Genomic DNA, 13,415 nt, shown 5'->3' on the forward strand with positions numbered 1-13,415 from the left:
CGTGTGCGATTCAAGCGGAACAAATCCTTATGTCCCTGAGCTTGAACATTCCAACTTTTAGCTAAACACTATCTTTGCGATAGCTTAGATGATCCGACCATACCGGCCGGAGCGATGCATGTATTACTGCAGTTGCACCTGACCGTAATTGGTGTTGGCGGTTGGCAGCACACAAGCGTTGGGTTTACCGTGCGCATCCAGTTTGCTATAGGGCGTTACTGGATTGGTTGGATCCCAAACTAAAGGTGGGGTATAACCGTTATCACTCAAGGCGATATAGCCGGCTTGGCCAAACGACTGATTACTTAAAGAAATATTACGCGCCGCGATCGTGGTAGGCAGTTTACTATAGGCTGCAATAGCGTTTAAGGCCGCATTCTGGTTAGCGCTATTACTGGCGGATTTCCAGGACAAGGCATAATTACCGACTAAACGGTAATGACCCAGATAGGCTTCCAAACCGGTGGGGATAGCGCTGTCGATAGCAATAAAGCGATAGTTGGCTTTGTTGGTGGCATTACGTTCGGTAGTTTGAATACTTAATGCCCACTGTGTGCCATGTGCAGTGCCTGCTGAGGGTGGATTTGGATAAGGCGATGGGTTGGTAGTGCCAAACCAAGTGCTGGTACCGTCATTGTAGTCGGCCAGACATTTATCAACAGCGCCCAAACTGGTGGCATACTGAATATCGCCCAGCGTGGCAGTTGCCGGTGTAGCCAGCTCAGGTGCGGTAGCGCCCAAACAAGGGTATTGCAGTACATTGGCTAACACTGCAACTTGCTGACCAGCGCCGTTTTCGCGACGGCAGACATGCACAGTAGTATCGGTCGGATTCTGTAAACCACCGTGCGGATTAGTACCAGTGGGCGGTGAAACGCCTGCTGAAACACCGGCGGCAACCACATCAACCAGAGTATTGCTGCCATCAACCTGGAACTGACTCCAGTCGGTAATAGCACCGGTAAACAGACTGACCAATTGTTCCTTGCTCAAGCTGGGTACACATTTTGCCGTCTCATCGCCAACCGTACAGGTATTGGGCAATAATCCGCTTTGAATTTCAGCATATTGCAGTGCATTTCTGAGCAACAAGGTGACGGGGATACCAACAATATGTCCACCCAAAGCGTGCACATTGTCTAACTGAGCAGCATTTATAGGTGTGGAACCGGGCGTGACATTGTCAGCCGCACCAAACACATCGGGTGTCACGTCTGAAGTCGCAGCGGTAGCGGCTATGCCTGCTGTGGCGGTGGTGCAGGTATAGTGATACTGATAGGTGGCACCACCGGATGAATATGAGCCAATGCTGGCAGTACAGCCTGCGGTGACCGGATCTTTCAGATAAGTTAATAAAGTACCGTGATTAACGGCATCCAAACCAACAAATGAGGCACCCAGTCGGCGTCTGGATATCCAGATTTTGGATTTATGATGGTTGGTAGCATCACCAGTCGTTAGGCCAGGGATTTTGGTATCGTCGGTGTAACAATAAATGGCCGAGTAGTTATCGTTGATTCCGCTTTGAAAATAAATGTGGCTAGTACCGGTACCAGCGCTATTGGGGGCATCCAGACACACGGCATTAGCCACGGAGATGTTATTGACCAGAAAACCAAATGCCGGATCGTTGGATTGGGATCCGGGTATATAAACGGCTAGATCGGGCGTAGCATCCGGGGGCAAGGCCCAGGCATTAAATGCTAATGCCAGATTCAACACAAATGAACCGGCGACAAGTTTTTTAAAATTTTGCATTTTTCATTTCCTGACTGTATTGGTTTAAATACTTGCCCCTTAATCATTCTGTTAGTAATTCCGCCAGGCTTGAAGGAGATACAACTGACGGAACCCAGGGGTTACCCAACATTACTTTGACGGAAGCACCAGAGGATGTGCCGACACTGGATGCGCATCACTGCGTTCAGCGCATCCTACGCCGTATCCGTCAAAATAAGATTGGTCGCCTACTAGTATTAGCTAAATGCCAAGGGGCTAAATTTATAATTAAATGTTTGATTTGCGTTTTTGCAGCTTCAGCATCGCTATTAAACCGCCGGAGAATAACCATACTGCACCGGGTACCGGTACCGAAGCGACATTCCACACAACATGAGAATTAGCTGCGTCGATGGAAAAAGTTCCCGGCAGTTTTTCCAAAGTCATCACGGTAGAGTTTTTCAGGCCAGTGGAGATACCGGTGGTGTGTTCAAACAACAGCTCCAAGGTATTAAGGCCGGTACCGCCCAATGTGGTACTGTCGTTAACACTAGGACTGCCCTGACCTTCCCCCCAGGTGCCACCGGTTGAGTAAAATCCGGCCAGACCCTGGCTAAAAGTATCGCTAGGCACCAGTCCTACGCCACCTACGCCGTTGATATTGGCAATCCGGTTGAGGATGGTAGTTTGTAAACCGCCCATTTGAAACAGGTTTTGGGCAGCATCCAATGCTTTGTTACCCGGTTCTTCACTAACCAGCAAACCATCTAATGTGGTGCCTTTTGGGGTGATCAAATTAGCAGCGGCAATATTGTAAATAATGCTGCCGCCATTGGCTAAGGTGTTGTTAACCCAGCTGAAAAATCCGGAATCGGACGTTGGCAACACCAGAGAATTGCTGTCCTCGCTGATGAACGTGGCCAAACTCACACCCAGGTCGATGTTGTACGATGTGCTTTGATAGGTATCGTAAGCATTTAAAAACAAATCGTTGTTGGGTAATGTTGTCGCCTGCGCCACTGAGACGCCGCCGGCCAACATCAAGCTTAAGCCTAATGTTTTTAATCTATCTGGCTTCATGATCATAAATCACCTCTTTTGGGCTATGCCCCTGAAAAAATAGTTATCAAATACCCTTTAGCATCCTTAGGCCGCACCAGGGTGGCTTACTACAGAATTACAAACTATACTTAATGCGATATGTCCCTATGGTAATAACGTAAGTTATTTTTCATGATATGTCAAAGTGTATATATCGAATTGATTATTTACCCTAAGGAAACAGTGTTTTTTCAAGCTGTTAAACCAAATATTTTGGTCTTGTATAGCAAATAAGCGCTAGTCTTATGCTATAAATTCGATATTATTTGCTTAAAACATGCAATATCATTCACTAACGATATATCTTCTTATATACGATAATTTGTGACCACTGCCGATGTAGCTCTGCATTCGGGATAATTTGGGTAAAGACTGATGAAATTTTGCTTGAAAACTGGCATGACCCAATATTGCAACTGGTTATCCAGCGGCATTCTGATGTTGAGCGGTATAGGCAATGTGTACAGCGATGATGTAGGCTTGCCTATTGCCACCCAGGCTGGCTCTGTCGATGGCAATCTGACCAGCCCCGCCTTACATTCCGGCATAGATATCGGCAGTGCGATGGCCAGTTATAGTGCCGATGGACATAAGCTGACCATAGAGCAAACTACGAAACAAGTGATACTGGACTGGAACAGTTTTGATATCGGCGCAGGCAATTCTGTGCAATTTGTGCAGCCGGATACGACGTCAATTGCCTTGAACAATATTCACCAACTTAACGCCAGTGAAATTCTGGGCAATTTATCGGCCAATGGTCAGTTGTATCTGGTCAACAATAATGGCTTTGTATTTGGGCAACACAGTGAGGTTGATACCAATAGTCTGGTGGTCAGCAGTCTGAATATCACTGATACCGTGTTTAAACAGGGCATTGTTAATGTGGTCAATAATGCAGCACCAAGCACCAGCACACCCGGTAACGCTAACACAACAGCGGTAGCGGCTTTAACAGCAGATGGCGTGGTGTACCGCAACACGGCGGCCGGCCAGGAAAAAATTCGGGTATTGGTGGAAAAAGGCGCGCATATCAATGCGGCAGATACCGGCCGGGTGATTCTGGCCGCTCCGGAAGTGGAAAATGACGGCTCCATAAGAGCACAGGATGGCCAGGTGATTTTGGCTGCTGCTACCGATAAAGTTTATCTACAGGAATCCAGTTCCAGTCAGTTGCGGGGGCTGTTGGTGGAAGTACAAACCGGCGGTGATGCCAAAAATCTGGGCACGATTCTGACTGAGCGCGGTGATACCACTATGATGGGTTTTGCTGTATCCCAACAAGGCGTCATATCTGCCAGCACTTCGGTGGCTTTAAACGGCAGCATCCGGCTATTGGCTCGGGAAGGTGCGCAATTGGTCAATACTTCATCCAACTCTACGACTAATTATATTCTGGAACCTATCAGCAATAGCACTGTGCGCAGCCATGATGCCAGTGACGGCTTAGGTCAACAGGCTAGCGTGACGCTGGCTAAAGGTAGTATCAGCCAGATAAAACTGGATGCAAGTGATGGAAATACAGTGACTGGGCAAGCTCAGCCTAAATCGCTGCTTGACGTGGAAGCCGGTTATATAGACATGAAAGCCTCGGCCAAGATTATTGCTCATGGCGGTGAGGTTAATATGACGGCCAATCTGTCACCAACCAACAGCAATCAATACTTCCCGGACACACAACCTTTGGCACCGGTAACTGCCGGTAATAACAGCCGAATTTTTCTGGAAACCGGCAGCAGTATTGATGTGTCAGGGGCGAGCGATGTGCTGATGCCGATGTCCAGCAATGAAGTGGACTTGACCCTCTACAGCTATGAGTTGCGCAACGATCCCATTCAGAAAAATGGCTTGTTATACGGTAAAACCATTGAAGTTGATACTCGTCAGGGCACGGCCTTGGCCGATATTTCCGGAGCGGTGGCAGCTGAAAAGTATTCGGTGTATTACCGCAATAGTGCGGCGGGCACGGTTAATCTGATTTCAGAAGGCGACACCCTGATTCAGAAGGGGGCTGATATTAATATATCGGGGGGTTGGCTGGATTATCAGGCCGGAATAATCAATATGACGCAGTTGGTATCCAATGGCGTGGTATTCAGTCTGGCCAATGCCGACCCTAACCGGATTTATCAACAAATATCCACGCTAGCTAGCTACCAAACAGCCTACTCTCAGGGCATGAATGCCGGCACAGTTAATATTCATAGCCGGGATTTGGTGCTGGACGGAAATATACTCTCAGCAACCCGCTATGGCCAATTTCAACGTAGCGCCGCCAGTTTGCCTGCCGGCGGCCAGTTGAATATTGACACCACCTGGTCAGGCGTTTATCAGCAGGACGTGATTTTTCAGAATAGCCAAACTTATACCATCATCCCCGCTACCGGTAGTGTGTTCAGCCCTCTGTATTTAAGTCAAGCATTGTTTTTTCAGGTTTTTAAGCACAACAATCTGCAACAGAATTTGAATCTGAATCTGAAAACCGGCGGTAATCTGCTGATTGAGCCTAACACTAAAATTGACCTGCAAGCATTGGCTAATTTAAGTCTGCAAGCCGGTGCTATTGATGTCCAGGGCAGCATCAAGAGTGTTGGTGGTAATGTCAGTTTAACTACTCTGGTGGGCGAGGATAAAACCCGTTCCAGCACCGGCGAAATACGGTTGAGCAGTAAGAGTAATATTGATACCAGTGGTGTCTGGATTAACGATGTATACAACTTGCAGCATAATAATGCTCTGGCTGCTTTAGCCATCAATGCCGGTAATATCAGTTTGCAGGCACAGGGTGATTTGATCTTGTCACAGGGAGCGCAATTAAATGCCAATGGTGGGGCTTGGCTGCAAGCTAACACGACACTTAATGCCGGCACAGGCGGTGCTATCAGTTTGAGTTCTGCCGGGAATAATACCGACACCTTATTGCAACTGGGTGCCACACTGTCTGCCTATGCCTTATATAACGGCGGCAGCTTAAACATAGCTGCCAATAGCATCGATATCAGTAATTCAGGCGGCATTGACACTGTGGGCGTGTTACAACTGGCAACCGGTAAATTATTACACGGTGGCGGGTTCAGCAATTACACGCTGACCGCCAATAATGGCGGCTTAACGATTGCCGAAAATACTGCCATACAATTACGCCAAAGTAACTGGCAGTTGTCAGCGGCTGCTTACAATACCAACGGCGGTTCTTTAGCTGATCTGACTACGGAGACCTTGCTGCCCGACTATCAGCGCAATGCGGTAAATTTGACATTGAATGTGCTGCAAACTGTACAAGGGGTAGACCAGAATCTGGCAATCGACATTGCCAAAAACGCCACGATTACTACTGACCCGCTGGCGAGCATTAGCCTGAAATCTGATGCCAATATCAATATAGATGGTAGCCTGAGCGCACCAGCCGGCAATATTAATATCAGTGTGGTAGCACCACCGAACGCCAGTTCCGATCCAGGCTATAACCCCAATCAGGCTATTACGCTTGGGACAGACGCGATTTTGTCCACACACGGCACAGTAATAATGACTCCCAATCCAGCAGGACTGGCAGTAGGCAAAGTTCTGGATGGCGGCACGATCAGTATCAGCGCTAATCGCGGCTATATCCTCACCGCCGGCAACAGTACCTTGGATGTATCCGGCATCAGTGCCGGGCTGGATATTATCAACACTCAAGGCATTCATTTTCAGCTTGTTCCAGGCAATGCCGGTAGCATTAATTTGACCGCTGCGGAAGGCATGATATTACAAGGCAAATTCCTGGCTAAGGCTGGAACCGGCGAGACTGCTGCCGGCAGCGGCTCTACAGCAGCCGGCGGCAGTCTGAATATCAGCCTGAATGCACAGAACCGGGCCGAACCATTTGACGTACCCTTCCCTACTGGTGATCGCATTATCAATCTGAGCAGCAAGACTGTTAATTTGCTGGACAGCTCTCAACTCAGCAATCCGCTTATCCCCACGGCACTAAACGGTCAGGCTTATATTTCCACGGATCAAATTACTCAAGCCGGTTTTGACAGTGTCAAACTACAAAGCTTTATTAATACCGGTACCCAATCAGAACCGGAACCACAAAATGGCGCGATAAACTTTGTGGGTGATGTGAATTTGGCGGTAAAACTTAATCTGGAACTGGATGCACCGCAGCTCACCCATAGCTGGTTGACGCCAGAAGATAAGGGTCAGGTGATTTTGACGGCCGACACACTGACTTTAGGCTCCAGTCAGAATCAAACTGTAATCGGCAGTTTGAACAGTTCTACCCAGCCGGCGCAATTGCTCCAGCTTAATGCTGCCAATATCGATTTGCGCGGTGCCGCCCAGATCAGCGATTTTGCCCTGACCCAAATCAACAGCAGCGGAGATGTACAGTTAATTGGGGTGAATCCAAATTATCAAGCTAATTTGCTGGGGGCCTTAAACTTGAGTGGTAATCTGGACATCAGTGCCAGAGAAATCTACCCCACCACACTGACTCAATACCAGATCAGTATAGACCCATTCCTGAACCCAAACGGGACGCTGAAAATTTTAAGCAATTCGGCCACGCCAGTCACTCCGCTATCAGCAGCCGGGCAACTAACCATCAACGCGCCTATCATAGACAACGCAGGGGCATTACTAGCCCCATTCGGCAAAATTGAGCTAGATGCCGGCAATAATTTAACTTTAGAAGCCCATAGCCTGACTTCAGTTGCGGACAGCGACAATTTGACTATCCCTTTCGGCCAGACGCAGGGCAATGGTAAATACTGGATATATCCTTTGGGCACTGCTGTTAATATTCAAAGCGGCACTCCACAAAAAACCATCACTCTGCATGGCCCCAGTATTAATCTGTTGCCGGATTCTGTGGTGAACTTGAATGGTGGGGGTGATTTGCTGGCTTATGAATTTACCCCGGCACCGGGCGGCAGTATCGATTATCTCAACCCGGCGTATTTACAAAGCTATGCCATTCTCCCCGACCTACAGAGCGGCTATGCCGCCTACGATGCCCAGTTATTTGCTAATTCCGGACTGAGCTTGGGAGCAAGTATTCATTTAAGCGCCGACTCTGGAGTACCCGCCGGCAATTATGTGTTATTGCCGGCCTATGATGCTCTGTTACCAGGGGCTTACCTGATTACACCAGCGGCAGGCACCACCAATATGACACCGGGCAGCAGCGGGTCATTACCGGATGGCGCTTCCGTGGTGGCCGGCTATCTGTTTAACCAGGGCAGTCAAGTTTCCGCAGCGCTTTGGTCGGGATTTACCGTGCAATCCGGCAAGCTGATCAGCACTTATTCACCTTATTTATTGAGTACCGCCAGCCAGTTTTACAGCAGCCAAACTAATAATGGGGTGGCTGCCGCATTGCCGGAAGATGCCGGTGACTTGACCTTGCTGGCTAGTCAGGCTCTGAATATTGCCGGACAAATCAATGCCACAGCATTTCTTGGGAAAGGACTGGGTGGAATGCTGGATATTAGTGCCAATAATATTGAAGTGGTCAATCAAGCACCGGCTATTAATACACCAAATACGATTATTCTACTTGCCTCTAATCTTAACCAATTGGGTGTAGACAGTATTTTGCTGGGCGGACGCCGTACCCGCACCAGTACGGAAACCCAACTAGCCGTCAGTGCACATAGCGTGGATATCGACAAGGATGTGGCTTTAACTGCTCCGGAAATTATTTTGGCAGCCGATGATAGCGTTAAGCTGGATAGGGGTGCCAGTATTAGTGCGGTAGGCAGCCTCAAGCATAGCGACACCTTGCTGCAAATCAGCAATTCGGCTAACCCCAGCACAGATAAAACCAACACTGATGGAGCCTTACTCAGAGTATCCAGCGCGGCATCTGCGCTGGTGGAACGTAATGCCGCAGGACTGGATCAACAGTACGGCACCCTAGATATAGAGGCGGGTGCTACGTTGAACAGCGCTGGATCTATTTTGCTGGATGCCAGTAAAACCGGCACCATTTTGGGTAATATTCAAATGACCCAAGGTGAATTAACTTTAAGTTCCAGCTTAATTACCTTAGGCGGGGGTAGCGATTCCGGGATGGGTTTTCAGCTTTCCAACGCCATTCTGAACCAATTACATGTTGATAATCTGGTACTGAACAGTTATAGCTCGGTCAACATCGCCGATGGCGTTAATTTACAGTTAAATAATTTGAGTATTGATGCCGCCGGTATTTATGGCTATGCCGGCGATACGGCAAAGATTAATGCTGGAACCATCAGTTTGCAAAACAGCCTGGCTGCTGTTGCTGCCGGTCAGGCCGCCGGGTCTGGGACGCTGCAGTTGACAGCGACTACTATCACGCTGGGAGCCGGTCAATATCAGATATCCGGCTTCAGCCAGCTAAACCTGAATGCCACTGGCAAATTGCTTGATGATGGCCTCAGTGCGCTTGATGTGAACGGTAATGTCAATATTACCACGCCGCTATGGACAGCTAATGCCGGTGCCGACACCACCCTGAATCTGGGCGCTCATCAACTTACCACAACAGCTAGCGGCACGGCCTCGACCAATTCCGCACTGGGAGCCGCACTGACTGTCAATGCCGGCAGCATTAATCAGCAAACGGCTATTGATATGGCATCCGGTAAGGTGGTACTTAATGCCAGCAATGGCTTAACCATAACCGGCAGTGGTTCGATAGACACTTCCGGGCAAGTGATTAATCTGGCCGGTAATGCTATGTACAGCAACGGCGGGATGATCAGTCTGACCAGCGCTTTATCCGATATTAACGTGGCCGGTAACCTGAATGTATCCGGCTCCAAACTGGGCGGCAATGCCGGCAGTCTGGTGCTGAATGCGGCCGACGGCAGTGTGTCGCTGGCCGGCACTCTGCAAGGATTTGGCTATCAGGGGGCAAACGGCGGCAATATTGCTATTCACAGTAACCGGACTTCTGAAAGCAAGTTTTCGGCTTTGAGCAAAATACTGCAAGATGACGGTTTTAATCACAATTTTGCCGTGCGCCTGGGGCAAGGCGATCTAGCACTGGATCAAAATTATACTTTGCAAGCCGCCAGTATTACTCTCACCGCTGATAACGGTCTGGTGGACATTTCCGGCAATTTGAATGTCAACGCGACTCAGGCCGGCGATATTCGGCTTTCCGGCAATAACGGCGTCAAAATCGAAACCACCGCTTCATTGACCGCTGTATCTACCGGCAACGCTAATAGCGGCGGTAATATTACCCTGACTTCGGCTCCGGTCAATTCCAGCAGTTCCGGGGTAATAATAGCCAAGGACGCAAACCTGGATGTGAGCGGCGGCAGTAATGGTTCCGGGGGGGTAGTTGATATTATTGTCAATCGGCTCGGCGCAGACGATGCCGCGATAGCTTTATCAGGCACTGTACATGGCGCAGCTTCCTTGGATGTGTATGCCATGGCACATTATGTTAATGTCGATTTGAGCGATCAGCAATTTCAGCAAATGCTGACGGATAGCCAAACCTATCTGAATGCTGCTGCATTGAACGACAATCTGCAAACCAGATTGGGAAATTTTGATTTATTGCCTGGCTTGGACATCCAAAACAGTTCCAGCTTAAGCTGGAATATTAGCACCGTGTTAAGTGATGCTGTCAGTAAACCTGGTCTGCTGAGCATACGCTCCGGCACCGATATTAATATCAACACCACCCTCAGTGATGGTTTTGTACCGAATCAGGCGAAACTGCAATTAAGCAGTGGCTCTTCATGGCGTTATAACATTGCCGCTGGTGCGGATCTATCCAGTGCAGACATGCAGGATATAGTAACGGACGGCACTACAGGTAATTTAACCATCGCCGCCAATACCAGCATCAGAACCGGTACCGGCGACATTTATCTGGCTGCTGGCAAAAATATTGTCTTGAGCGATTGGACATCTACTGTCTACACTGCCGGACACCAATCGGCATTAACTGATCCCTACGCCAAATACCGGCCCACTAGTTTTGCCGTGCAATATCCGGATCAAGGTGGGAATGTCACGCTGATAGCCGGCAACAATATTATCGGCGCGGCTAGCCCGCAAGTGGTGTCGGACTGGCTGCAACGCTCCGGCAACTGGAATTCGGGTGCCGCTGTGGGTATAAATAATCTACCGACCGCCTGGGGTATTGATTTTGGCTATACCAACCCAACTGCTATAGGCACCGGCACCAGTTATGTAAATTCCACTCTGGGCTTTCGGGAAAATATCGGCGCCTTGGGCGGTGGTAATGTAACTGTTCAAGCCGGGAACAATATACAGGATTTATCGGTAGTATTGCCCACTAACGCTGTCAGCCAATTAGTGAACGGCAGCACCGTATTAACCGAACAAGGTGGCGGTTATCTTAGGGTAACCGCAGGCGGTGATATTAACGGTGGGCTGTTTTATGATGAAAAAGGTAAGGCGGATATTAGCGCAGGCGGGGCCATTAGCGGCGGCTCGCAATTCAGTAACGGTCCGATTCTGGCTCTGGGAGACACTCAATTCAATGTCAATGCCGGTAATGGCATTGAATTAAGTACTGTACTTAATCCATTTATTATTGCCCAGGCCGGCGTCAAAGCTCCCAAGATGGATTATTTCAGTAGTTATACCGCAAACAGCGCAGTTAAGCTGACCAGTCTGGCAGGTAATATTGTGTTAAATAACAATACCAGTGCCGTTACCAATCAAATTGTCGCTTGTCTGGATGCCAGTTGTACCGGTAATCAGGCTGGGGATTTTTATAACAATCTAAGTGCTGTTACCGACATTACGCCCTTATTGGCAATGTATCCCGGCAGTCTGAGTGCCGCGGCCTTAACCGGCGGCATCCAGATCGAAAATTCTATGAGTTTGTATTCCGCTGCCGACAGTAGCTTTAACCTATTAGCCAGTGCTGATATCAGCTTTGCCGACAGTGTGGTGTTAACTCAGCTGGATGTCAATCCTGCCCAACTTTTACCGCTTATGCAGCCGGTCACCAGTTTTTCCATCACCAGTGATTACTGGTTAGCAAATAATTATGACAGCGTGCTGGGTCATGCCGCCCAACCAGTTCATAGCAATGATACCAGTACGAATCTGATCGCCTCCGCCCAGGGGAGCTTGATAGGTTTAGGTACCGGTGCAATCATTGCTGCCGCCAAAGCAACCGATGTGTCTGCCGGTTTGAATTTGAACAATCTAAGCCTGTTCATTCAGAATCTGCCCGGCACTTATCAGGATGTCAGCACTATCAGTGTTGGTGGCGATATACTTTACCCCAGCCAACGCAATCCGGTAACCGGCGTGTTTCAGGGCTCGGGCCTGATTAAAGTCGCTGGCCCCGGCTGGTTGAATGTCTGGGCCGGTGGCAGTATTGATCTGGGTGTTTCCGCCGGCATCACCAGCGTCGGCTCTTTATACAATAGTGCTTTGCAAAATTACAGCGGTGCCGGCATCAACTTATTGGCTGGTGCAAGTGTGGGCGCGACCAGTCAAAGTTTATCGGCATACTGGCAACACTATGTCCTCGACAACACATACCGCAATCAATTGAGCCAGCAACTGAACTCTGTATTGAGACAAGCACCCAGCACCAATAATTTGGCGCTGGCAGGTAATCTGCGCAGTCTGTTGAACGCATTGGCTACAGCACAACAGCAATTGCCGGATGCAGATCTAAACAGCCATTGGCAATTAGCCCTGAATATTCTGTTTGACCAGTTCCGGCTGACGGCAACTGAAGTCAATATTTATCATAATAATTCCGCTTATCAGGCGGGATATGATGCTATAAAACGGCTGTTTCCCAATCCCGGCCAAGCCGACATTAGTCTGGACTTCAGTCAAATTCAGACGCTGGAGGGCGGTGATATCAATCTGCTGGCACCAGGCGGCCAGATTAATGTCGGCCTGGCGGCATCTGATATTGCTACTGATAAAAGTGCCGCCCAATTAGGTGTGGTAGCTCAGGGCCAAGGCAATGTCAATATCCTCACCAAAGGTGATCTACAGGTTAACCAGTCTCGGGTTTTCACGCTGGAGGGGGGTGATATTAGTGTCTGGTCCTCTGATGGCAATATTGATGCCGGGCGCGGTACAAAATCATCACTGGCCACTCAATTACCGATTGGTAATTATGATGCCTACGGCAATTTGCTGCTGGTTTACCCTGCCAGCGTCAGTGGTAGCGGAATTCGCGCTCAATCTGGCTATAACAGTAAAACCATAGGCAATATCACGCTGCTGGCACCACATGGGGTAGTCAATGCCGGTGAAGCTGGTATTGCTGGAGATAATATTACCATTGCCGCCATGGCTGTGATTGGCGCTACTAATATACAGGCCCTGGGAACTACGCTGGGGGTACCCCAAACCCAAAACGGGTTTGTTATTCCAGATGCGGTTAGCAATGCTGCTGCAGCGGCGGCGCGCAATTCCAGCATCAACATGATTGAAGAGAGAAGCGATGCAATAGAACGCACTAACAAAACGACCAGAGTCGTTATGCTGGATACGCAAATTTTGGGATTTGGGCGTTGCAGTGTGGCTGAAGTGCGGGAGGGTAAGCAAGCGTGCGGGGGACGCTGAACATATGACGTGGACAGGAGCGGCTGATT

The 13,415-nt window shown here is 49.0% G+C and carries 3 protein-coding genes; 1 reads left to right on the forward strand and 2 read right to left on the reverse strand.

The window, feature by feature from the left end:
- Nucleotides 1–123: 123 nt before the first annotated feature.
- Together KEF85_RS10095 and KEF85_RS10100 are read right to left on the reverse strand one after the other, a co-directional pair.
- Nucleotides 124–1,758: a hypothetical protein gene (locus KEF85_RS10095; RefSeq protein ID WP_215580122.1), complete on the reverse strand. Its 1,635-nt coding sequence runs from the start codon at nucleotides 1,756–1,758 to the stop codon at nucleotides 124–126.
- A gap of 249 nt (nucleotides 1,759–2,007) precedes the next feature.
- On the reverse strand, nucleotides 2,008–2,799 hold the full coding sequence (locus tag KEF85_RS10100; protein ID WP_215580124.1) for a hypothetical protein: 792 nt from the start codon (nucleotides 2,797–2,799) through the stop codon (nucleotides 2,008–2,010).
- Nucleotides 2,800–3,219: 420 nt separating this feature from the next.
- On the opposite strand from KEF85_RS10100, the gene KEF85_RS10105 reads away from it, so the two are divergent.
- Nucleotides 3,220–13,386 (forward strand): filamentous haemagglutinin family protein, encoded by a 10,167-nt coding sequence (locus KEF85_RS10105; RefSeq protein WP_215580126.1) that lies wholly within the window; start codon nucleotides 3,220–3,222, stop codon nucleotides 13,384–13,386.
- Nucleotides 13,387–13,415: the final 29 nt, after the last annotated feature.

Origin of the sequence: Methylomonas paludis, from assembly GCF_018734325.1 — a bacterium.
GTDB lineage: Bacteria > Pseudomonadota > Gammaproteobacteria > Methylococcales > Methylomonadaceae > Methylomonas > Methylomonas paludis.

What these genes read in the sequence shown, in the direction of transcription:
- KEF85_RS10095 (WP_215580122.1), bottom strand. Translation starts at nt 1,758, where the DNA reads ATGCAAAATTTTAAAAAACTTGTCGCCGGTTCATTTGTGTTGAATCTG.
- KEF85_RS10100 (WP_215580124.1), bottom strand. Translation starts at nt 2,799, where the DNA reads ATGAAGCCAGATAGATTAAAAACATTAGGCTTAAGCTTGATGTTGGCC.
- KEF85_RS10105 (WP_215580126.1), top strand. Translation starts at nt 3,220, where the DNA reads ATGACCCAATATTGCAACTGGTTATCCAGCGGCATTCTGATGTTGAGC.